The organism is Nitrospira sp. KM1 (genome assembly GCF_011405515.1).
Classification (GTDB): domain Bacteria; phylum Nitrospirota; class Nitrospiria; order Nitrospirales; family Nitrospiraceae; genus Nitrospira_C.
The window spans coordinates 3,434,412-3,457,545 of sequence record NZ_AP022671.1 but is presented as its reverse complement, the minus strand read 5'-3'; the positions used below and the strand labels follow the sequence as shown (position 1 = coordinate 3,457,545).

Annotated in this window: 18 protein-coding genes; 12 read left to right on the top strand and 6 right to left on the bottom strand. The window is 57.1% G+C overall.

The window, feature by feature from the left end; all coding sequences use genetic code 11:
* Positions 1–30: 30 nt before the first annotated feature.
* The 6 genes from W02_RS16280 to W02_RS16255 all read right to left on the bottom strand — a co-directional run bounded on the left by W02_RS16280 (position 31) and on the right by W02_RS16255 (position 9,955).
* On the bottom strand, positions 31–1,626 hold the full coding sequence (locus W02_RS16280) for a TolC family protein (protein ID WP_173049566.1): 1,596 nt from the start codon (positions 1,624–1,626) through the stop codon (positions 31–33).
* Between the two features lie 513 nt (positions 1,627–2,139).
* Entirely contained in the window at positions 2,140–3,522 is a 1,383-nt protein-coding gene (locus W02_RS16275) for a TolC family protein (protein ID WP_173049564.1), read from the bottom strand.
* Positions 3,491–4,933, bottom strand: a complete 1,443-nt coding sequence (locus tag W02_RS16270; RefSeq protein WP_173049562.1) for a TolC family protein — start codon at positions 4,931–4,933, stop codon at positions 3,491–3,493. The genes W02_RS16275 and W02_RS16270 overlap by 32 nt, the downstream gene beginning before the upstream one ends.
* A gap of 28 nt (positions 4,934–4,961) precedes the next feature.
* Entirely contained in the window at positions 4,962–6,095 is a 1,134-nt protein-coding gene (locus W02_RS16265) for an efflux RND transporter periplasmic adaptor subunit (protein ID WP_173049560.1), read from the bottom strand.
* A gap of 51 nt (positions 6,096–6,146) precedes the next feature.
* Positions 6,147–9,404, bottom strand: coding sequence for an efflux RND transporter permease subunit (locus W02_RS16260; RefSeq protein ID WP_173049558.1), 3,258 nt, complete (start codon positions 9,402–9,404; stop codon positions 6,147–6,149).
* Positions 9,405–9,754: 350 nt separating this feature from the next.
* Positions 9,755–9,955: a hypothetical protein gene (locus W02_RS16255; protein WP_173049556.1), complete on the bottom strand. Its 201-nt coding sequence runs from the start codon at positions 9,953–9,955 to the stop codon at positions 9,755–9,757.
* Positions 9,956–10,026: 71 nt separating this feature from the next.
* Here W02_RS16255 and W02_RS16250 point away from each other — a divergent pair, with 71 nt between their 5' ends.
* From W02_RS16250 to W02_RS16195, 12 genes are all read left to right on the top strand, one after another.
* A complete protein-coding gene (locus tag W02_RS16250) occupies positions 10,027–10,296 on the top strand; it encodes a hypothetical protein (RefSeq protein ID WP_173049554.1) in 270 nt (89 codons plus the stop codon).
* Positions 10,293–10,661: a hypothetical protein gene (locus W02_RS16245; protein ID WP_173049552.1), complete on the top strand. Its 369-nt coding sequence runs from the start codon at positions 10,293–10,295 to the stop codon at positions 10,659–10,661. Before W02_RS16250 ends, W02_RS16245 begins: the two co-directional genes overlap by 4 nt.
* A gap of 41 nt (positions 10,662–10,702) precedes the next feature.
* Positions 10,703–11,590, top strand: a complete 888-nt coding sequence (locus W02_RS16240; RefSeq protein ID WP_173049550.1) for a prohibitin family protein — start codon at positions 10,703–10,705, stop codon at positions 11,588–11,590.
* 668 nt (positions 11,591–12,258) lie between these two features.
* A complete protein-coding gene (locus tag W02_RS16235; protein ID WP_173049548.1) occupies positions 12,259–12,465 on the top strand; it encodes a DUF2934 domain-containing protein in 207 nt (68 codons plus the stop codon).
* 549 nt (positions 12,466–13,014) lie between these two features.
* Positions 13,015–14,511 (top strand): PAS domain-containing sensor histidine kinase, encoded by a 1,497-nt coding sequence (locus W02_RS16230; RefSeq protein WP_173049546.1) that lies wholly within the window; start codon positions 13,015–13,017, stop codon positions 14,509–14,511.
* The gene (locus tag W02_RS16225) at positions 14,480–15,121 is read left to right on the top strand and encodes a response regulator transcription factor (protein ID WP_173049544.1); all 642 of its coding nucleotides are present in this window, start codon (positions 14,480–14,482) and stop codon (positions 15,119–15,121) included. Before W02_RS16230 ends, W02_RS16225 begins: the two co-directional genes overlap by 32 nt.
* Before the next feature lie 181 nt (positions 15,122–15,302).
* Positions 15,303–15,731: a response regulator transcription factor gene (locus W02_RS16220; RefSeq protein WP_173049542.1), complete on the top strand. Its 429-nt coding sequence runs from the start codon at positions 15,303–15,305 to the stop codon at positions 15,729–15,731.
* Positions 15,732–16,079: 348 nt separating this feature from the next.
* A complete protein-coding gene (locus W02_RS16215) occupies positions 16,080–16,556 on the top strand; it encodes a response regulator (protein ID WP_173049540.1) in 477 nt (158 codons plus the stop codon).
* A gap of 94 nt (positions 16,557–16,650) precedes the next feature.
* Positions 16,651–17,091 carry a hypothetical protein gene (locus W02_RS16210; RefSeq protein ID WP_173049538.1) on the top strand — a complete coding sequence of 147 codons (441 nt, stop codon included), beginning with the start codon at positions 16,651–16,653 and terminating at the stop codon, positions 17,089–17,091.
* Positions 17,092–17,252: 161 nt separating this feature from the next.
* Positions 17,253–18,620 (top strand): TolC family protein, encoded by a 1,368-nt coding sequence (locus tag W02_RS16205; protein WP_173049536.1) that lies wholly within the window; start codon positions 17,253–17,255, stop codon positions 18,618–18,620.
* On the top strand, positions 18,617–19,783 hold the full coding sequence (locus tag W02_RS16200) for an efflux RND transporter periplasmic adaptor subunit (RefSeq protein WP_173049534.1): 1,167 nt from the start codon (positions 18,617–18,619) through the stop codon (positions 19,781–19,783). Before W02_RS16205 ends, W02_RS16200 begins: the two co-directional genes overlap by 4 nt.
* Before the next feature lie 4 nt (positions 19,784–19,787).
* A complete protein-coding gene (locus tag W02_RS16195; protein ID WP_173049532.1) occupies positions 19,788–23,006 on the top strand; it encodes an efflux RND transporter permease subunit in 3,219 nt (1,072 codons plus the stop codon).
* Positions 23,007–23,134: the final 128 nt, after the last annotated feature.

Below are 23,134 nucleotides of genomic sequence, written 5' to 3'. Positions count from 1 at the left end.
CGTTCGGAGTCAAACCGGCTGCACGGCGTGTTAGAAGTTCTGATACGTTTGCCCCGTGGCATAACTCACGGCCGCCGTCCCGGCTTGGACCGCATACCGCGCTTCGGCCAAACGCACTTCCGCGGTCAGCAACGCCACGGTAGACGTTGTCACGTCCACGATGGAGCCCAGTCCGAGGCGATATCGCTCCTTGGACAGCGTCAACGCGCTGCGGGACGACTCGACTTCCTTCTCGGCCACCGTAATCTGCTGCCTCGCGGTCTGGAGAGACAGGTGGGCATCCGTCACCTCGAGCATGATCCGGTTCGACAGATCGATCTTCCTTTGTTCAACCTTATACTTGCTCTGCCGGGCCTCCGCCACACGATTCTCGATCAGAAAACCGGTGAAGATCGGCACCGAGACCGTGGCGCCCACGCCCCACCACAGATTGGTCTGGCCCGGATGGGAACCGGCATATTGATTGACGGGAGCGTCGCTGAAATGGACCACCCCGTACATGCCCTGGGCCGCAATCGTAGGAAGATGTAACGCCTGCGCCGAACTCGATCGCTCCTCGGCTTCGGTCACCAGCAGGCCGGCCCCGATCAATTCGGGACGATCTTCCATCGCCGTGGCGATCAATGCCTCGAGCGTCTCGGACGAGGCGGTCACGTCAGGGACGTTTTCGAGCGTATACTCCTCGGGGCCTCGAATCCCCATGGCATTGTTGAGTCCCGCGAAGGCCGCCCGAAGCTCGTTCCTGGCCTGAATCAACTGTACTTCCGCGTTTCTGAGTTCGACGGAGATGAAGTCCAGGTCGAGCCGAGACTTCAGTTCTTTCTTGAACAGCGTCGCGATTTGGTCACGGAGAACCCCACGTTCCCGGACGGTCTCCTCCGCGATCGTGACCAGCCGCTTCTGCCGAAGGGCATGGATGTACGCCTGTTGCACGCGAAGAATGATCAAGGCCTTATGGGTGCGGATGTCGGTCTCCGCCGCCTCCTGACCGGCTTGTTCGGCCTGGACCTTGTGCCAGGTCTGTCCGAAATCATAGATCAGCTGATCGGCGCGTACTCCTGCGTTCCCCACATAGGAAGTCGGCTTGTTCTGCGTTCCGGCGACATTGAACACACTCCCAGGACGGACTGCCCCTCCAGTCTGAATGGCATACGCATTCAACTCGGGATAGAAGCGAGAGACGGCCTGATCCGACACGGCTCCGGCGGCAAGCGCCGTCTCCTTGGATCGCCGTATCCGAGGATGATGTTCAACCCCGATCCGAATGGCATTTTCATAGCCGAGAAATGCACCTTTCCTGTTGGGCAGGTCCGTTGATGAGAAGGGGGATTCTTGCGACGCACTGTCGATGAACGATTCCTGGGGCCAACCGATGTCACCGGAGCCGTGCAGCGTCAGGACGAGCCCGGCGATAATGATGAACGTTCGCTCGCAGCACGACGCGTACCTAGCCGTGTGCTGATAAACACTGTGATGACCTCGGAAATGGCGTCGTGTCTGAGACACGGCTGCCATCAGCATGTCCCGTAGGCTGTTCAGAAAGGCCTCGGTTCTCACCCGCCCAACCCCGGCGATTCCATTTCCACCCTCCCACCCACCGATTGCTTTGCAATCGTCATCCCGCAACGCGCCGCTCCGCGGGCAAGGCCGCAGCGAGGTCCGCGGCGCGAAGAATAATGAGCGCCACGGTTGCGGACGGGCGCGAGTCGGTGAGCGCCCAGTGTCTTGAGGCGAAGCGTATCCGTTCTCACCCGCCCGCCCACCGACTGCGGGGACAGTCGTTTTCCCAGGTCTCACCCGCCCACCCACCGACTGCGGGGACAGTCGTTTTCCCAGGTCTCACCCGCCCACCCACCGACTGCGGGGACAGTCGTTTTCCCAGGTCTCACCCGCCCGCCCACCGACTGTGGGAACAGTCGTCTTTCCGGGTCTCACCCGCCGCCCTGAGCGGCCCAAGCCGCTCTTACTCGCCGTACGCTGAGCCTCTGAGGTTCACGCCGTGCCGAATAAGGCACGGCACGCCTGTGAACGCCGCCGAGATAGTGAGGCGGCAGTGTCCCGCGAGAACGCAGCCTGGTGAAGACGTGTCTTGGCACGTCCGGGCGGGCGGGTGACATGAGCGACTTTCTCGACAGCCTGCTAGTATCGGCCATATTCGGATCCCGTCGAATAGGCCAATGCGGCATCGCTGGCACGATACTCATATTGCGATTCCGTCAGTTCAACTTCGGCGCTGAGGAGACCGGCCGTTGCCGTCGTCACTTCGATGATGGAACTCAGCCCCGCCTTGTATCGCTCACGGGCGAGTGTCAAGGCCTCCCGCGCATGAGCGACCTTTTCCTTTGCGACTTCAATGTGCTGCGCAGCGGTCAGACGGCTGAAATAGGCCCGCATCACCTGCAGGACGATATCATTGGCCAGCGAGCGTGTTCCGGCTTCTGTTTCCCCCCTGCGCGCGTCGGCCTCATCGATCTGCGCTTCGATTCGACCGCCCGCGTAGAGCGGCACGTCGGCAGTCACGCCGACACCGTACCACCCCAGTTGTGCACCAGGATTATTGACCTTCCGTCCGTCGGTTCGTTCTTCGTGCCCCCACCATGTGTAGGAGAGCGTGCCGATAGCGGATACTGAACCGAACCGCATGGCTTTAGCGGCCTTCACCGCCTCCTCGGCCGCTTGAATATGTTCCCGGCTTCCCTGCAGTTCCGGCCGCTGCGTCATCGCGAGACGGATCAGAACCGACTCCTCTGTGTCGGCCGAGACGGCAGATTCGATTTGTTCCAACTGCAGAACCCGTGCGGCTGAAACTGGAATTCCCATTGCAGTGTGCAGTGCTGCGTAGGCAAGCGACAGATCATTCTGTGACTTGATTAGAACGGTTTCGGCCCGATTCACCTCCACCGAGGCAAAATCCAGGTCGAGTTTCGACCGTAGCTGGCGCCGATACAATGCTTCCGTCTGCTGTCTGATGAGGTTGCGCTCTCGAAGAACCTCCTGGGCAATTTCGACCAGGCGCTGCTGCTTCAAACAATTCAGATAGGCCTGTTCGACGTTCAGAATGGTCAACGCTTTCATCGCCAGCGCGGCTTTCTGCGTGGCAGCAGCCATCGACTGCTGGGAGAGAATCCGGTGGGCCGTGTGTCCGAAGTCGGTAATCAAAAAATCCGCGCGCAGTCCGGGAGACGTCAGATAATTGGTCGGTTTCGGTAGTGATCCACCGATACTGAGGTTGGCCACGACGCGCGTGTTGCCGCCGGAGTTGGCATACACTCCGGTCAGCTGGGGATAGTTGGCAGATTCGATTTGTTTGACGACGGCCTGGGATGCGAGCGCCTCATAGTCCGCCGCCTTGATGAGCGGATGCCTCTCGACCGCCGTCCGGATCGCCTGCTCCCAGGTCAGCGGCCCGGTCACCGAGGGAGCGACCTGGGAAGAGCCGGCCGTTGCCTGTACGGTCACCCCAAGCACCATGAGGCCGATCAGGAAAAATCTAATACCGCTTGTAATCTTGCCCTGTAGCATACGCGATCAGTGATTCGCTGGTTTTATAGATGTACCGCGCTTCGGCCAATCTGGACTCCGATTCAAACAGCATCTCGGTCGCCCTCACCACCTCGACGATGGGGCTCAACCCGAGCCGGTATCGTTCCTGGGCCAGCTGCAACGCGCTGCTGGCCAGTGCGACGCGCTCCTCTTCAAGCGCAATTTGTTCGGCATTCGTGGTATTCGTGAGTGACGCACGGACGATCTGAAGCACGATATCGTTCGCCAGCATGTTCAATTCTTCTTCCGTTTCACCTTTCCGATGATCGGCTTCCTTGGCCTGACTTTGGATTCGGAATCCAGTGAAGAGAGGAAGTTGCATCGTCGCGCCGAAACCCCAAAATGGAGCACCTCCGTCAGGAGGGATTCCATCGTCGTGCACGGTTCCGTACTGGGTCATCCCGATGGATCCCACGGCCGACAGCGACCCGAAATGCTGAGACTTGACCGCCTGTAACAGTTCCCGACTTGCGGAAATCCGATCCCGGTTACCCAGCAATTCCGGCCGGTCATTGAGGCCCAGAACCACTAATGCCTCGATCGGAGGAGGCGGCGTCACGACGATGGCAACAGGTTTCAATTCGAATCGGTCGGTACGATCCGTTCCCATGGCATTCAGCAACGATGCAAACGCTCGTTGATATTCATTGCGTGCCCTGATCAGTGACAATTCGGCACTTGAGACCTCCACCAGCAAGAGATCCAAGTCGAGCTTGGACTTCAGTTGGCGCCGGTACAGCGCCTCGATCTGGTCTCGAACCACCAATCGGCGTTTGAGCGTCTCGGCGGCAATCGACACCAGATTGTGCTGAAGCAGACAATCCAAATACGCTTTTTGCACGTTCAGGATGACGAAGGCTTTGTGGGTCTGGATCTCCTTTTCCCCTGCCGCCTCGGTCGCTTCGGCTGCAAGGATTCTGTGCGCGGTATAGCCGAAATTGGTGATCAATTGGTTGAGCAGCAGCCCGCCGCTCACCATATTTTGATTGTGATGCGGCAACCCTCCGCCCGGATTGAATCCATGGCCGCCCGCGTCATGTAGGATTTGTCCGTCGGAACCGACGATACGCATGGCACCGGCGGCGCCGGCCACTGACGCATCCAACCAGGGATAGCGCTCTCCCTCCCGCAGGCGTGTCAGCGCCTTGGCGATCAACAGGCTCTGCCGGGCACGTTCGATGAGCGGATGATTCCGGATCCCGATCCGAATCGCTTCATCCATCGTCATCGATGGTCCGGTCTGTGCATTCGCGATGGCGGACGGCTTGCGCTCAACCGAAGGGGCCACCGGCCCGGACTCTGCGTAGACGTACGAACCCGCGCAGAGCGTGAGCATGACGACAGGGAGGGAGCAAAAGAAACGGCGAATCAAGCGCGAAGCGGGCGGCATACACAAATGTCCGATGTCCAGATGCGCATTAGAGTTTCTGTTTGGCCGGTGTCCCGGCCGGAAGATTGTACGGAGATGCATGCACCGCCCGTCCATCCGCAAGATCGCCTTTTCCAACGACAACGACCTCTTCATCTCCGGACAGACCTTCCAAGACTTCCATCCATATCCCGTCATCAATCCCGGTCTTGATCTGTCGCAGCTTGGCCGTCCCGCCTTCGACCACAAACACCGATTTCCGCTGGCCGGTTTTATCCGGGACAATGGCGCCCGGAGAAACAGCCAGCGTCTGCGGATGGCGTTGGAGATGGAGCGAGGCATTGATGAACATGCCGGGCTGAAAGCGTCGGTCTGTGTTCGGAACATCGATCTCGACGAGCAAGGTCCTGGTCGCCGGATCCAGGGCTTCGGTGGTGCGGGTAATGGACGCAGCCACTTCCCTGCCGGGAAGTTCCCTGGACACCAGCGTCACTGCGAGTCCCGGTTTTGCAAAATACGCAGCCTCCTGGGGAACGTTCACATAGATCCGCACTTTTTCCATGTCCATGATGGTGAATAGTGGTACGGCTCCGGTCGATGAACCGGTCGCGGCCTGAATCAACGCGCCCGGATCGGCAAATCGTGCAGTGATGACACCGCTGAACGGCGCATAGACTTTCGTGTACCCCAGCAACGTCCGCCGACTGTCCCGCAAGTGCTTGGCCGACTCGGCCGCGGCCTTGGCGACGTCCACGTCCTGTTTGGCGATAATGTCGTGATTTTCCTGCCAGACTCCGAGATACCGCTCATAGGTCACTTTTTTGATCGTATAGTCCGCTTCCGCCTGTTCGAACTGATCCTCGATTTCCGGCGCATCCATGGTCGCGAGCAACTGGCCCTGCTTGACCACGTCTCCTTTATCTACACCGATCCATTTCACATATCCTGAAACCTTTCCGTATAGCGTGGCTTGATACCACGGCGAAATGTTGGCCGGCAGCGTCAAGGTTTGATCGATGTCCCGCACCTGAACTTTCATGGTCTGGACTTGATGGAGATCCGACTTTGCGCCGGGGGTGGATCCACTTTGCTCCTGGCCCTGGAGGAGCATGAACACCACGGCTAGGACGAATAATCCTGCGGCCACGGACAGGAGCACTTTGAGTCTGGACGAAAGCGTCATGATCTTCTGGGCAGCCTACCCAGCCTCATCGGCTTCCCTCGAATACCTGCTTCACCGCTCATCAGGGCGATGTCCGGCAATTGCAGCGACCGATCTCCTGCGTGCGAGGGCATGTAACACAGGAACGAAAAACAGCGTCATACACGTCGAGACGGTCAACCCTCCGATCACGGCTCGTGCCAATGGCATGTTGCTTTCACTCCCCTCACCAATCCCTAGTGCCATCGGCGCCAGACCGATGACGGTGGCGAGCGACGTCATCAATATCGGCCTGATGCGTAACCGTCCCGCTTCCACCACGGCATCTTCAAGCGGCATGCCTTCCCTGAGCTTTCCATTCGCAAAATCAACCAGCAAAATGCTGTTGGACACCACGATGCCGATCATCATCAGCGTCCCGATCAACGATTCGACGTTGACGGAAGTATGCGTCAGCAACAGCATCCAGATCACTCCGATGAATCCCAGGGGGACCGCAAACATCACGACGAACGGATCGAGCCATGACCGGAACAGGCCGACCATGATCAGATAGATCAATAGCATGGCCAGCGGGAGGGTCCCCGCAAATCCTGACAGTGCCGCCCTCATGCTGTCCACCTCTCCCTTGAAGGTCAAGATGACATCCTTGGGAAGCTCCAGCTTGGCGACCGCCGCTTCGATCTGCGAGGCGACCCGGCCCAGATCGTTTCCCGGAATGCTGACGAGCACGTCCATGGTCCGTTGCAGATTGAAATGGTCTACGGTTTCAGGTCCCGATTTTCTCGTCACGTCGACCAGATCCCGCAAGATGACCGGGCTGCCACCATTCGGCTGAACGCCCGGCAACCTGGCCTGAACCGGGAAAGGTGTCTGCGACATCACCAGCGAACTTCCTCTCAATCCCGCGCCTCCAATACTGACGGCCATTGGCTGCTCCACATGGCTGCCGACAAGCGGCATGTTGAGAAAATCCTCGAAAGTCATGAGGATCTGCTCGGGAAACTGCGTGACGACGAAATAGGCGTTGTTGGTCCGCGGGTCGATCCAATATCCCGGGTTCAGCGTGACGTTCGAAGACAGGCCTGTCACCAGATCGGTCACGATCTGGTGCTCGTTGAGCCCGAGGTAGGAGGCCTTGGCTCGATTCACATCCAGATGGATTTCAGGATAGTCCATGCCTTGACGAACCTGCGCGTCGGCCGTGCCGGGTATCTCCGCCACGATGTCGCGGATTTTCCCAGCCGTCGCGGACAATTCCGACATCCTGGGACCGCTCACCTTGATATCCACCGGAGCCGGCAAGCCGAAGTTGATGACGTCGCTGACTATTCCTCCGGTCTGGAACGAATATTTGAGCCCTGGCAGATCCCGGCGCAGCCGCTCGCGGACCTTCAGCACCACATGTTCCGTATGCACGGCATGATCGCGGGTCATGTTGACGAGAATGAACGCCTGATGGGGGCCGTTGACCGGCGTATAGAGCACCATCCACCCCTGGGGAAGTCCGACGTTCGAGACGATCTGATCCAGATCCGAAGCGGGAATCTCTTGGCGAATGATCTCTTCGACTTGTGCAACGATCGCCTCGGTCTTTTCAATGCGCGTGCCTTCCGGAGCCGAGACGTTGAGAATGAACGATCCGGCATCGACTTTGGGGAAAAACTCTGTCGCCATCAGGGGCGCCATGAACAGCGATCCGACGAAAATAAGGGCCACACCGAGAATGACGGCGGCTTTGTGCATCAGGCACCATCGAAGAAGTCGAACGTACCGCTCCACAAACGGATCGAAGAGGTTGAGACGATCCCACCAGCCGCTCAGGCCTCCCCGCCGGAACCTCACATCACGTTGAGGATGCGCATGCCCTTGAATGAGCGCGGCCATCGAGACCGGCGCGACCGTGAGCGCGACGACGTACGAGGCCATCATGGCATAGGCGACGGCGAGGGCCAGCGGAACAAACAGGAATTTGATCACGCCGGTGAAAAAGGCGATCGGCAGGAACACCAAAAACACGGTGACGGTAATGATGAGCATGGGCAGCGCCACTTCGCTGACGGCATCCCCCGCAGCCTGTCCAGCAGATTTTCCCATGTCCAGATGACGATGGAAGTTTTCAACGACGACGATGGCGTCATCGACGAGCCGTCCGACCGCCAAGGCCAGCCCTCCCAGGGTCATGATATTGATCGAATGGCCGGTGAAATACAGGCCGATGAATGCCGCCGTGACGGACAATGGTATGGCCATTGCCACGATCAACGTCGAACGTAAGCTACCCAGGAATAACAACACCATCAGGCAGGCCAATCCTCCGCCGAGCAACCCTTCGTGCTCCAGCGTATGAATCGATTGGCGTATATAGAGCGATTGATCGAACAATAGTTTGACGGTCAGATCCTTGGGGATGCCGATCAACTTGGGAAGTACATCCTTGATACCATCGATCACCGCGATCGTGTTGGCGCCGGCCTGCTTCATGATCGGAAGATAGACCGCGCGGTTGCCATTGATCCGTACGACGTTCGTTTGAATCATCGTCGAGTCGACGGCCTTGCCCACGTCCCGCAGGAACACCGGCACGCCATTCACGACTCTAATGGGGATGTCGTTCATCTGATCGACGACCTTGATCATGCTGTTCGTGTAGACGTTGTAATCAAAGTCACCGATCTTCACATCACCGGCCGGAAGCAGCACGCTCTGCAGGTTGACCGACTGGACGATTTCATGGGTAGACACACCGCGGGCCAGCATGCGCTGGGGATCGAGAAAGACCGTCACCTGCCGGACGGTTCCGCCGAAGGTGGTCGGAAATGCCACCCCCGGCACATTGCCGAGTTGAGGCCGCACGTTGAAGTAGGCGAGATCCCGCACTTCTTTTTCCGTCATCGACTCGCTGCTCGTGGTTTGGACGGCGATCGGCAGGCTGGCGGCGCCGAACTTGATGATGATTGGCGGGAAGATGCCCTGCGGCAGATAACGAAGATTGGCATAGGTCAAACTGGTGATCTCGGCCAACCCGGCATTCACATCGTAAGAAGAGTGGAAATAGATCTTGATCAGGCTGACACCGGGCAGGGACCGCGACTCGATGTGATCGATGTACGAGGCCTGGAGAAAGGCCTGTTCCAGTCGCAGGGTGATCGCGCCTTCGACCTCCGACGGGCCCATGCCTTTGTAAAACGTGGCTACAGCCACGACGGGCATGTTGATTTCCGGGAAGATGTCCACGACCATCTTCTGGTAGGACACGATCCCGACGATGATGACGATCAGGCTGATCGCGATCACCGCATAGGGATTCTTCAGCGACGCGCGAACCATCAGTTAGAGAAACCTTTCAACATCGCCTCCGCGCCAGGAGGCGACATCATCACGCCGGTGATGTGGGGATGGCCTCGCGTGCCGAGAGTCTACCAGACGATGCCAATAATCCCGAGAGCGTTTTGGAAAGCCGGCTCCGTAAGACACGCGGCAGTTCTCAAGCCTCCGAAGTCTCTTGAGGCGACACGATGGATGGATAGACGTCGACCACAATTCATGTTGTACGTCGAATGATCATGCAACGGCTTCATGCGTCTGAGCAGCAGCATATCGTCCGCAATGCCAACTGCCCACACTCCACATCATTGTGATTGTGCCCCAAGCGCACATCATCCAGCAATAGTAATGCCTCATGCGACCCATTGCATGCTGTGCCAGCTGATCACAATGCGACGATCCCGTGCCTTCATCGAGCGGATTCGCACGAGACGCACTGTGCGAAAGAAACATTCCCGTTTGTGATGCGTGATCTTGGCCTTACTATCCGGCGCGAGGATCATCGGGTCGTTCGTCCATGCATGGCGGATCTGCTGCTGCCATATATCACCCACGGAGCCAAACCACCTGCGGATCAAAAATTGCTCCTCCAAACGGATAACGAACCCATGTGGAAGAATCCACGATGACGGCTCAATCCGTTTCTCACACACTTGAAAAGCGAATTCTCACACTGGGGCGGCAGCGTCCACGGATGATGTTCACAGACCTAGCCCTGGAGATGCATGATTGTACCTGGCATCGATTGTTTGCCGCCTTGAACCGGCTGCAACAGGATCGTGCGGTCGAACTGATCGCCTGCCGTACGGACTATGAGATTCGATTCCTGCGTATTGATGCACGCATCACCATACGTGACACCGGCACAGACTCATCCACAGCGGAAGAGTCATGAATCGCAGGGTGAACCAATCTGCCTTCGTGGCGGGGTTGAGCGGGATGCTCCTGACGAGTGCCGTTGCTTGCATGCGTTCCGGAGCGCCTCTGGATCTCCAGTCGTTTGATCCTGCAAGTGACCAGCATCGTATCGCCTCGTACTATTCCCGTGAGGCTTCCGTGCTTCGTCACAAGTCCCGCGAAGCCGTCGAGCAGGCCGCTGCGTATGAGCAGGTGTTCGGCCCTGATTCGGAATGGGTGTCGGGAGCCAGATTGCTGGCCCAGTTCTATGAAGCGGAAGCACAAAAACGGGAACGCATGGCCTGGGAGCATCTCAACGGGATGACGGACATGACGCTATCGGGCGCAAGCACCCCCCGATAGGCCGGATGCGGGGAGACGCTCGGCAGGCCCTGGAGGGAACCATGGAACGCACCGACCGCTTTCTTCTTGCCGTCGCCGCCGTTTCTATCTTGCTTATCACGGGTTGTGCAGGAACCAGCGTCCAACCCGGACAGCGTGGACTGTTCTGGCATCCCTTCGGTGACGGACTTTCCGCGCAGCCGTTGAAGGACGGGTTCTATTGGAGAGCACCCTGGAACTCGATCTATCTGTACGACATCCGATGGCAGAGCTATACGGAGACCGTCGATGCTTTGAGCTCCGATGATCTGCTCGTGCAACTCAGAACCGCCATCATCATGCGGCCGGCCCCCGCAGAAATCTATTTTCTTGCGCAGGAGGTCGGCCAAGACTTTTATCCGCGGGTCGTCAAACCCGAATTGCTGGCGGCCGTCCGGAGCGTCGTATCCGGCTATCCGATGGTGCACGTCCCGGAAAAAAGTGCCGAGATTGCAAGCAAAGTTCAGGCGGTCGTCGTGGAAAAACTCAAAGGGCGCCATCTCGAAATCGCCAGCGTGGCATTGGCTGATATCGAGCTTGCGAAAGTCGTACTGGAGGCAGTCGAACGGAAGCAGGCGAAGGAGCAGGAGAAAGAGCAGAAGGAATTTGAGCTGGTCATTGCAGAGAAAGACGCCGAGATCGCGAGACGTCGAGCGCGAGGAGAAGGCGATGCGATTCACATTCGCTCGGAAGGAGAGGCGGAGGGCCTGCGCATTCGCGCCAGCGGCCAAGCAAAAGCCCAGGAAACTATTGCCCAAACGCTGACGGAGAACTATCTGCGGTTCAAGTTGTACGACAGTCAGAATGCCAAATTCGTCCTGCTGCCGGACAAATTGAACGTGCCGATTCTCATCAATCCCGGGTCGGAGATATCACAACGACCGATGACAACAGAGTCTGGAGGCCGATAACGAGATCCTCCGTGCGCACATCGCGCATGACACTTGCTCGGCTGCGGAGACCAATGGATCAACGAGGGAGGTCATTCCATGCATTGCATACGGTGTGAGGGATTTATGGTGGCCGAATCGTTTTCGGAGAGCGCGGAAGAGCGCTTGCATCACATGGTCACGTCAATGAGATGCTTGAACTGTGGAAATATCGAGGACGCCACAATTCGTGCAAATCGGATGTCCTGTCGCTCCCGGACATCGGTGGATTCGCACCCGAGGCACGCCAGAGCTGTGAGGATGACGGAAATCGGGTTTCTATGATGCGGCTTTCATAAGCGGAAGGAACTCGCGTGTGTCCCACGACAGGTCCCTGCCCTCCTGTGGGGGCCGCTTTCGCAATGGAATACGCGGGATCCGACGGATCTCGGGGGAATGAGCACTCTGTTATCGCGGAACTCGCACGAACCAAGCCGGCAGTATTTCTACACCGCGCTCGTTCGCCAGATACTTGTAAGAGGGACTGCGCGAGACAGGTAACGCATGTCTGTTGCATGACCATTGATATCCAGTTGACACAACCATGTGCTTGTCGAACGACCACCAAGAGCATGTTCAAGAGCGTGTTTCGCAGCGGTTCGTCGCATCTTCAAAGAATGGTATTTCCGGGTGACAACATGGAGGCACTGATGAAGAAGCAGGGGCAGGCTCGAAAACGAGCCGACCGCAGCAAGCCCAGTAATGACCTTCCACGCAATGAGAATGACGCAGACACCTCGCAACAAGTGGCAATTCGAGCGTACGAACTGTACCTTACACGAGGCTGTGAAGACGGCCACGATGTCGAGGACTGGTTGAAAGCGGAGGTCCTGATACGAGATGGAACAATCCGCTGATAATCATCGCTATCTAAAACCTTCTGTACTAGGGTCATGCACAATCGAGATCGATGGCAACCCCAAGGCCATCACACCTTGACCTTGCCCAAACCACTCTTAGTACCAGACACGCTCGCACTGTGCGGAGTGTGCGAGATCGCTCGTTTTTTAACGCGGCGGCCCCATAAGCAGTTGGAAATCTGTATCCCGCTCTGCAGGCATATGCCTTGCTGTTTCCCGGACCATGCGACGCTTTTTGGATAAATGCGGCGACCGTGAGCTGTTCTGGATGATGATGGCCCTCATCGGCTTGCTCGTCATCGGATTGAATACGTTCCCAATCGTTTGAACGGCTTTCGAATTTCATTCCCTCACCCATCGTTTCTGAACGATCCGGTCATTCTTCACCCTCGCGAGTTCAAACAAGTGCGGCCTCTATTCTAGAACAAAGTCGTCAGATTCACTGACTTCTTCTTGATGTCCGCATACAATCGATGTCGTACCCGTCGATGCCCGGGATCTTGAACCTCCGCACATCGAAGGATCATAATTTCGCCTCCACAGACTATGCTCCTGTCGGACAAAGAATGGCTGCGCGGCGGCCTGATGGTGCTGCTGTTCGGGGCATTGTTCGCCCTGGATACACATACGCCTCTTGGGTTCGCCAACCATTTTCTCTACACAGGCGTCATCCTGATCGCGACTGGGTCGCGTTTCCTCTGGATGCCCTCCGCGACGGCAGCCATCGGCACAGTCCTCACCATTACAGCAACCTTCTACGGCCATCTCATTCCCGGAACGCCTATCTGGATCCCATTGGGAAATCGCGCCTTCACGATCATCGTTCTGTGGATCCTCGCCTGGTTTGCATACAAACGGCGTCAGGCGGAACTGGCCCTGCAGAAGGTCAATGAGGGGTTGGAGGAAAAGATTGCCGAACGAACCCACCAACTGGCAAAGGTAAACGAGGCTCTGGTCTCAGAAGTCACAGAACGGATGCACACGGAACAGGCGTACCGGGTGTCTCAAGGCCGTCTTGCCGGCATCCTGGATATCGCCGAAGATGCGATTATCGTCATGGCGGAAGACCGGTCCATCTCGCTTTTCAATCAGGGAGCCGCCAGATTGTTTGGCTATGAGGCTCACGAGATTCTCGGACATCGGATCGATATCCTATTGCCGGCTTACGCGCGCCTCGACTCCGTCGACCGAAGTCAAGGATTACCGGCGGCACGACGGGCGGCCGAACCGTTCAAGGTATCTGGACGTCACAAGGACGGGAGCGAATTTCCAGCAGAGGCCAGCATCTCGCGTTTGTGCATCGATGCACAAACGACTTGCACGATTATTCTTCGCGATATCACGGAACGGCTGAGGACCGAACAACAATTGAAGTCGTTTACGAGTCAACTGATCTCGGCCCAGGAGGAAGAACGACGCCGCATTTCGCGCGATCTGCATGACGATATCAACCAACGGCTGGCTCTCCTGGCCATTGAAATCGGCAATCTGGACAATCAAATTCCTCTGCCGGCTGCCGAGGTCCAAAAAGCGTTTCAATCGCTCGCCCAGCGGATCGCCGTCATTTCAGATGATGTGCGACGCATTGCCTATCAGTTCCACCCGTCCATTCTTGACGACCTGGGTTTGAGCGCGGCATTGCGTCAATTGACGGATCAGTTCTCGTCAAGAACGGGAATCAAGACGATCGTCGTGCAGGAGGACTTGCCATCGTCCTTTCCCCTGCATATCGCCTCGTGCCTCTACCGTATCGCACAAGAGAGTTTGGCGAACATCGCCAAACACGCCCGCGCATCACGCGTCGAGGTTGAATTGACCTGTGACTCACGCGAGGTTACCCTGTTCATCAGGGACAGCGGTGTCGGGTTCGATATGGAACAAGTGGAGGCCGGTCTGGGTCTGGTCAACATGAGAGAACGGGTGCGTTCGGTCCACGGACGCCTGGATATCCACTCTATACCGAAGCGGGGAACACATGTGTCTGTCCTGATCCCGCTTCCGAATACACGACATGAAGAAACCGAAAATTCTCTTAGCCGATGACCACACCCTCGTTCTAGAGGGATTTCAGAAGTTGCTGGAGGACCATGCCGAATTGGTCGGCACGGCGGAAGACGGCCGTAGCCTGGTCGAGATGGCCGGCCGCACCCAGCCGGACTTGATTCTTCTGGATATCTCGATGCCCAAACTCAACGGTATCGATGCTGCCAGACGGCTCAAGAAGCTCCTTCCGGATGTCAAAATCATTTTCGTCACCATGCATGCCGACGCCGCCTATATCAACGAAGCCTTCAAAGCCGGGGCCAATGGGTATCTGCTCAAGCGTTCGGCAGCCAAAGAGCTCGTTCAGGCGATTCAATCAGTGGTGAGCGGCAACTATTACGTCACCCCCTTGATCACAAAAGACGTCATCGCCTCGCTGCTGTCGCCCGGACGGCCTCAGGTACATGCGGCCGATGATCTGACCGCCCGGCAGCGTGAAATTCTTCAATTGGTGGCCGAGGGATTCTCGGCTAAAGAAATCGCCAGCCAACTCAAAGTGTCACATCGGACCGTGGAGTTTCATAAAGCCAAAATCATGGAGCTCCTCGACCTCCACACGACGGCCGATCTCGTCAAATATGCGATCGCGAACGGCCTCATTACGACTTGACGAAAGGGTCTGTGATGGCATTCTAACCCTACGTAGACATTTATCTGACACCCAGTAGTTTCACCAGGGCTCTCCAGTACGAACCCGCTGGCCTATTCTCCGGCATCCAGCTACTCTCATCTCATAAACATTTCATAATATTGGTTCGTGGGTTTCACCTGCTCAGTAAGGTATACCGGTCATGTCCAGACTCCGCGTATTATTGGCCGACGACCATTCATCAATTCGCATGATGCTTCAGTCCCTACTGGAACCCGAATACGATGTCGTGGCCAGCGCGGCGAATGGGCGGGCCGCCATCGAAGCTGCCCAAGCCCTGCGCCCTGATATCGTCCTGACGGATATCGACATACCTGTCGTCAATGGCATCGAAGCCGCAAGAGAGATTCACCGCTCCCTGCCTGAATGCCGGCTCATTTTCTATAGCTCCTATAGCGAACCTGAGATCATGTCCAAGGCCTTCGCAGCGGGAGCATCTGGATATTTAATCAAAGGATCCTCGCATTCCTTGCTCTCCTCGATACGTGCCGTCGTCCAGCATGTCTGGTGTAACCAGGACCATCAATCATGTCCGATTGATCGGACGGCTTTGGACACCTCGATGGCCTGACGGACACATTCCCTGGCCAGACGTAGTGACCCGGTTGATTCCGGAACATCCTGATGATTCAAATTCACCTGGCATTGAAGACGGCTGAGAAACACACAAAGCGGGTGGATGCGAGACGTTCATGACGAGTTCTGGGAGCCGAAATCGGATGTGCAGCCACAGGCAGGCGGAGAATATGGAATGGGTGGGCTCCATCGGAGGACCCCGCCGCTTTGACTTCACGGTGGCAGGCCAGTGGGAAGCCTGGAGGAAGCAGGGGATACGGTTGACCCGCCTGTATCAACGGTTCTGTCGGAACGGAATCAGCGTCCTCACGGAACCTAGCCATGGGCGAACAAATGGCCGCCTATGAATACACCTTTGCATACCAATGACGCTCTGTTGGGCCGGAATGACAATGTACCGGCAGACTCCGCCTCCTCACGACGCCGTATTCTAGTTATCGATCACCATGTTGACATCAGCCGGCTCTTGTGTGATCGCTTGGAGGCGATCGGCTTCGACGCGGTTGCCGAAGATAGCGGTCTATCCGGCTTGCTACGACTGGGACACGAGCAAGCCAGTACACCGTTCCACGGCGTGCTCGTCGAGCTGCAGATGCCGACTCTTGGTGGACTGGCCGTGCTGCAGGAGATGTGCGAGCGGTTTCCGCATGTACCGGTGATCGTCATGTCCGACTCGGCTCATGTCGGGAAACTCCGCGTTGCTATGAACGCGGGGGCAAAAGAATATCTCGTCAAACCATTCGATTTTGAGTTATTGCGCAGGAAGTGTCTCAACGTGTTTCAGGGCCGTCACCACGACATGACCCGGACGAATGAATAAACGCTGTCGTGGTAATATCAGGAACATCCAGCTTCGTGACGGAGGTGCGGAATGAGCCCCGGGCCACGTCCTAACAAGAGAGGGAGAGCGATTTGTGACGGTCTTACGATATCGACGAGACAATGTGGGTCGTCCAACAGGCAGGGGCCTCCTCGAGATCGCGCTCATGCTCGCGCTACTTCAGGGATGCGGCGTCGGCAAGCCGGGCGCCGGAACCGCTGTCCGTTACGTCGAAATCAATAAAGAGGTCACTCCGAGGGTGTTGTTCGCACGGATCGGAGAGGAAGTGCGGTGGCACAATGCATCATCCAGTCCCATACGCGTCGGCATTTTGAATGTCGCGTGGCGTGATGTTGTGAGCTGTGAAACGGGCTTTGGGAGCTTTGGAGCCATGGAAGACGTGGTGACGATTCCACCGCAAGATTATGCGAGCTTGTGCTTCTCGAAAGCCACGACCGTCCAATACAACGTATGGTTGGATCTGGAAAATATCAAAGGCTCCATGAGCCCAACCGCTACGATTCGGGTTGATTGATGTCGTCACCCCCCCACTCACTGACTTGCCGCTCTTTTCGCCACACGCGCTGCGGTATCCCCGTTTTTCACGGAGTTGAATACCGTTAACAGAAGATGCACAATTTCTCTGTTCTCCAACACGCAGATGTGTGCCTCTTATAGCAAAAGGAACGATACGCCATGACACGAACAATGACTGTACCGGGCATTTCGTCCAGGGCCGCTGGCAAACCCCTTTGCGCCTCTCCCTCTCGGAATCCAGCGCTGTCTCAGGATTGGAAGATGCGCGCGGGCATCAGTCTGTTTGCGATGATCTTGCTGGCCCTACCGCCGTATGCCATCGCAACTGCGGAGAATTCATCCGCGTACAGGCTGGATGACATCGTCAAACTGGCTCTTGAGCACAATCCAGTCGTCGCAGGCGCAAATGCCAGCATCGATCAGAGCGCTGGCCAGCGCGTCACAGCGGGCGCATATCCCAATCCATATTTCAGTGGGAACAGCGGACGTGGAGAGATTCGAGATACCGGCCGAGCGGATATTCGGGATGATCTTTCCAGAACCTCCCTCACAGAGTACAACGCGACGATCGGACAGCCCTTGGAGTGGCCCGGCAAAAGGACGGCCAGAAAGAAGGCGGCTGAGGCCGGACTCGCAGGTGCGACAGCAGGATTAGCCGAAACGAAACTAAACCTGTCCGCAACGGTCAAGATCGCCTTCTATGATCTCCTGCTGGCACAGCGCGATCTGGATCTAGCCCGTTTGAATGGCCAGACCATCGAAGACGTCAAGCGGATCGTGAAGGCACGGGTGCGACTGGGGGAAGCTCCCCAGTTTGACGCGATCAAGGCAGAAGTCGAGGTCTTAAAGGCCAATCAGTTGATTACTAGGATGGAGAATATCGTTCGCGTCAACCGAGTGGTCTTGGACACGCTTACAGGTGGTGCGTTGGGACAAACGTTCAGCATTGCCGGAGATTTTGAAACCTTTCCGTCGAATATGACTCTCGATACGCTTGTGGTTCGGGCGGGTGACCAACATCCGACGCTGCAGCGTCTGACAAACCTGATCCAACAAGCTGAGCGGCTCCTTGAATTTGAGCGCCAGGCGCGAGTTCCGAATATTACGGTGAACGGCTCATACTGGCGTGAAATAGGCCGCGAAGCCATTCAAGGCGGGATCACGGTTCCAACACCAATCTGGTACCAGCAGCAGGGAGAGATCGCGACGGCACTCGGAGCGAAACGACGGGAGGAAGCGGAATGGCTGCGGGCGCGTAACGGGCTGCTCAAAGAAGTGAACCAGCATTATCAAGAGGCTCAAACGACCGCCACCATGATCGGTGTCTTCGAGAAGGGCCTGCTGAAACAAGCTCAGGAAGCGCTGCGGCTGGCGCAATTCAGTTTTCAGCAGGGAGCGTCCAGCCTGCTGGAAGTGCTCGACGCTCAACGGGTACAACGAGATATCCAATTGGATTACGCGCAGGCACGGTATGACTTGTCCGTTTCACTGGCCCGCTTGGAACGTTCGGTAGGAGGATTATTGTGAATCGAGGCATCATTGGTGTCTTCTTCCTCCTCCTGACGGCTGGCTGCGATGCTCCGCCCACTGGTGATGCATCCACGAAACCAGCAAGCCCCGAGTCGTCTCAATACATTGCTCGCCTGACGCCTGAGGAGGTGGCCAGCGCCGGCTTGGAAATTCACACGGTGGCGAGAGGAGAGTTCCGGACACACCGGGACTTTCCTGGAACCGTTGTGCCGAATCAGCATGCGCTGGCTGAGATCACCACATTGGTTCGGGGACGAGTCGTGGACGTCTACGCTGACTTGGGACAGCAGGTCAAGGCCGGCGATCTGTTGGCCATGTTGTATAGCGGAGACCTAGGGATTGCGCAGTCGGCATACTTGAAAGCGAACGCGAGACTCTATGTGGCGGAGCAGTCCTACGAGCGGGCCAAAATGCTGCTTGCCGAAAAAGTCATCGGATTGGCGGAAGCGCAAAAGCGGAAGGGCGAGATGCTCAGTTTGCGCGCGGAAAAACGTGAGGCACGCGACCGATTGGAGTTGTACGGCATGTCCGAGGAGCAAATCCGGCGTCTGGAACGGGACAATACGATCCGGTCCTACGTGCCGATCATGGCGCCGTTCGACGGCCGGATCATCCTCCGGAATCTGACCAAAGGCGAAGTGGTGGAAACCACCGAAAAGCTGTTCACGGTCGCCGATCTCTCCGAAGTGTGGGTCTTGGCCAATATCCCTGAAAAGGACATCCCGTATATTCATCAGGATAATTCTCCGGTGAAACAATCGGTCGAAGTACTTGTCAATGCCTATCCGAATCGGATCTTCCATGGGACCATCACCTACGTGGGAGACGTGCTGGACGTCGCCACCCGCACCATGAACCTGCGACTGGAATTGGCCAATCAAGACAAAAAACTCAAGCCGGAAATGTTTGCCACCATTCGCGTCTATTCTGACCCGGAACCCAATGCTCTGGCTGTACCGGAAGCAGCCGTGCAGCGCGACCGGGACCGGCGGTTCGTCTTTGTACAACGTGACGCCCAGTCCTTCGAAGCGCGGGACGTCAGCCTGGGCGAATCGAACGGACGGGATGTCAAAATCACTGATGGGTTGCGCGAAGGAGAGCAGATCGTGGTCAAGGGCGCGTTCGTCTTGAAATCCGAACTCCTCGGCGAACAAATCTGACCACATGCTCTCGTCTATTCTGGCCCTCTCCCTTCGTCAACGGGTCTTAGTCGTCGCCTTGTCGTGCATCCTCGCCGTCGGCGGTATCTACGCATTCCGTACGATCGCCATCGACGCCTTTCCCGACGTCACCACGGTTCTCGTTCAAATCGTCACCAAAGTACCGGGTCTGTCCCCCGCCGAGGTCGAGCGTTTCGTGACCTTTCCTCTGGAGCTCCAACTGATGGGGGCTCCCGGCCTGACGGATATCCGATCGTTCTCTAAAGTCGGCCTCTCCATGATCACCGTGGTGTTTCGCGACGATATCGACATTTATCTTGCGCGGCAGGTCGTGCTTGAACGGGTCCTCGAAGTTCAGGAACTCCTCCCCCCCGGCTCCTCGTCCCAGTTAGTCCCGAACACGACAGGGTTGGGAGAGGTCTACCAGTTCTACCTGGAAGGACCTCGCGACAACGATCCGGGTTTCGTCCTGACGGACGAGGACTTGATGGAACGGAGAACCCTGGAGGACTGGGTGGTCAGACCCATCCTGAAAGGACTGTCGGACGTGGTCGATGTCAATTCCATGGGAGGCTTCGTCAAACAATATCAGGTGTTGGTCGAGCCGGGGCTTCTCAGAAAATACGATCTCGCGCTGCATGACGTGTTCGATGCCGTCGCAAAAAACAACGCGAATGCCGGCGGGAATATCCTCGAAAAGAACGCCGAAAAGTACGTCGTGCGGGGCGTGGGCCTCATCAAAACGTTGAGTGACATCGAAAACATCGTTGTGAAACAAGTGCGCGGGACCCCGGTCTACGTTCGCGATGTCGCCGAGGTGCGTATCGGGCACGCCGTTCGGCACGGAGCGTCGGTGCTGAACGGACAACGGGAAGTGGTCACGGGAATCGTACTGATGCTTCGAGGCGGCAACGCCAGAGACGTGGTGCAGTCGATCAAGGACAAGGTCGACGAAATTCATCAGAAGAATATCCTGCCGGGAGGATTGCGTATCGTCCCGTTCTACGACCGAATCGAACTCATCACGGCGGCGCTCGGCACGGTCTACAAGGCTCTGCTCGAAGGCATCGTATTGGTCATGGTCATCCTCTTTCTCTTCCTGGGAAATGTTCGGAGTGCGCTGATCGTGACCGCCACGCTGATTGTCACCCCGTTGGTGACCTTCATCATCATGGACCAAGTCGGGCTCACGGCGAACCTGATGTCGCTTGGGGGTTTGGTGATCGCGATCGGCATGATGGTGGACGGATCGGTGGTGGTGGTCGAGAATGCGTACCGTCATCTCTCCGAAAAAAGGGATTCCCAACACAGCAAGACCGACGTCATTATCGAAGCGGTCACTGAGGTCGGCCAGCCGGTCGTGTTCGGCATTCTCATCATCATTCTGGTCTTCATGCCGATCCTGACGTTGCAAGGCATGGAAGGCAAAATGTTCCAGCCGCTGGCCTACACGATCATCATCGCTCTCGTGGTTTCCCTGGTGTTTTCGCTGACCCTGTCGCCCGTCCTCTGCTCGCTGGCGATGAAGGGAGGCAGCGAAGACGATACGTTCCTGCTCAGAGGCGCCAAGCGCATCTATATTCCGACCTTGCGCTGGGCGCTCCAGCATCGCGTCGCCGTGCTCCTTATCGCGGTCATTCTGATGGGCGGCAGCCTGTGTCTCTTTCCTTTTCTCGGGGGAGAATTCATTCCTGTCCTGAATGAGGCGGCCATCACGCCGCAGACCATCCGCTACCCGAGCATCGCGCTGGACAAGTCCATCGAGATCGAAAAAGAAATGCAGAGAGCGGTGCTCGAATTTCCCGAAGTCCGTATGGTGGTTTCGAAAATCGGACGGTCAGAATTGGGGAATGATCCGCAGGAGCCTAACGCCAGCGATCCGGTCGTCACCTTGTACCCGATGGACCAATGGAAAACGGCCGCTACCAAATCAAAATTGGACGATGCCATCAGAAAACGGATTGAAAAGGTCGCGGGGGCGAACTTTCTCCTGAGCCAACCCATCCAGCAGCGAGTCGATGAATTGCTCTCAGGGGTCCGGTCGGAGGCGACGGTCAAGATCATCGGCGAGGATTTGAATGTCCTGAGAAATACCGCCGAAAAAGTGCAGACCATCATGAAGTCGATACGAGGGGTCGGGGACGTACGCGTCGAACAACTGTTCGGACAGACGTACCTCACGATTGATATCGATCGCGCGAAGATCGCCAGACACGGCATTAATGTCGCCCATGTGCAGGAGATCATTACGACGGCGATCGGCCAGGAGGCTGCGACGCGGGTCTACGAAGGACAAAAACGGTTCGATTTGACCTTTCGTTATCCCGAGAAATATCGCGACAGTGTCCAGACCATCAGCGACATATTACTCACTTCGGCCACCGGGGCGCTGATTCCACTTGGAGATCTCGCCACGGTCGAGTTGCGCGAAGGCCCTTCTTTGATCAGCCGGGAAGGTCTGCAAAGAAGAATTTACGTCGGCTTCAACACTCAGGACCGCGACATCGAAAGCATCGTGGCGGAAGCGCAAGCCAAAATCGCGCAAGAGATCAAGTTGCCCGCCGGCTACCATTTTGCCTGGGGGGGGTCATTTGAAAACATGCAGCGCGCGATGGCTCGTTTGCGAGTCATCGTGCCGATTACGATCGGGCTCATCTTCCTGCTGTTGTTCGCCTCATTCAATACCGTCCGGCATGCCGCGCTCATCATCATGAACCTCCCCTTTGCCATGATCGGAGGCATCGTGGCGCTCTGGCTGACCGGGGAATATCTCAGCGTGCCGGCTTCCGTAGGGTTCATCAATTTGTTCGGAGTAGCGGTACTAAACGGTATCGTCCTCGTCTCCTATCTCAACAAGCTCCGTGACGAAGGGCTGAGCGGCGACGATGTGATTATGAAAGGCTGTCTGCTGCGCTTGCGGCCCGTCCTCATGACCGCTTTGGTCGCCCTGCTTGGATTGGTTCCGCTGGCATTCGCTCATGGGATAGGATCCGAAGTCCAACGTCCGCTTGCTGTTGTGGTCATCGGCGGCTTGGTCAGTTCAACGTTGCTGACACTGGTCGTCCTTCCAGTTCTGTATCGATGGGTGGAGGGACAGGTTGAACCGCCGGGTATGGTCAGGAAGGGTTCCGGTGCGCTGACTGACGAGAGAAGGAACGGCGAGGAACGTTCTCAGGATGCACCTCCGCTGGTCCCTCATCGTCCGCAGACTCATCCCGGATAAGTGCCGAATCCTCCCCGTGGCAAATGCGACGGTCATCTCGTCCTCGTCCCATGCCCTTGATGCAGACCCGGCCACGGTGATAGCTCCATGGCGTGACGACCAGGGATCGGGTATCTGAGTGATCGAAT

Bases quoted from the DNA above. Each gene is read 5' to 3' on its own strand.
- W02_RS16275 (WP_173049564.1), bottom strand. From the start codon at position 3,522: ATGCTACAGGGCAAGATTACAAGCGGTATTAGATTTTTCCTGATCGGC.
- W02_RS16270 (WP_173049562.1), bottom strand. From the start codon at position 4,933: ATGCCGCCCGCTTCGCGCTTGATTCGCCGTTTCTTTTGCTCCCTCCCT.
- W02_RS16265 (WP_173049560.1), bottom strand. From the start codon at position 6,095: ATGACGCTTTCGTCCAGACTCAAAGTGCTCCTGTCCGTGGCCGCAGGA.
- W02_RS16260 (WP_173049558.1), bottom strand. From the start codon at position 9,404: ATGGTTCGCGCGTCGCTGAAGAATCCCTATGCGGTGATCGCGATCAGC.
- W02_RS16250 (WP_173049554.1), top strand. From the start codon at position 10,027: ATGACGGCTCAATCCGTTTCTCACACACTTGAAAAGCGAATTCTCACA.
- W02_RS16245 (WP_173049552.1), top strand. From the start codon at position 10,293: ATGAATCGCAGGGTGAACCAATCTGCCTTCGTGGCGGGGTTGAGCGGG.
- W02_RS16240 (WP_173049550.1), top strand. From the start codon at position 10,703: ATGGAACGCACCGACCGCTTTCTTCTTGCCGTCGCCGCCGTTTCTATC.
- W02_RS16235 (WP_173049548.1), top strand. From the start codon at position 12,259: ATGAAGAAGCAGGGGCAGGCTCGAAAACGAGCCGACCGCAGCAAGCCC.
- W02_RS16230 (WP_173049546.1), top strand. From the start codon at position 13,015: ATGCTCCTGTCGGACAAAGAATGGCTGCGCGGCGGCCTGATGGTGCTG.
- W02_RS16225 (WP_173049544.1), top strand. From the start codon at position 14,480: ATGAAGAAACCGAAAATTCTCTTAGCCGATGACCACACCCTCGTTCTA.
- W02_RS16220 (WP_173049542.1), top strand. From the start codon at position 15,303: ATGTCCAGACTCCGCGTATTATTGGCCGACGACCATTCATCAATTCGC.
- W02_RS16215 (WP_173049540.1), top strand. From the start codon at position 16,080: ATGAATACACCTTTGCATACCAATGACGCTCTGTTGGGCCGGAATGAC.
- W02_RS16205 (WP_173049536.1), top strand. From the start codon at position 17,253: ATGACACGAACAATGACTGTACCGGGCATTTCGTCCAGGGCCGCTGGC.
- W02_RS16195 (WP_173049532.1), top strand. From the start codon at position 19,788: ATGCTCTCGTCTATTCTGGCCCTCTCCCTTCGTCAACGGGTCTTAGTC.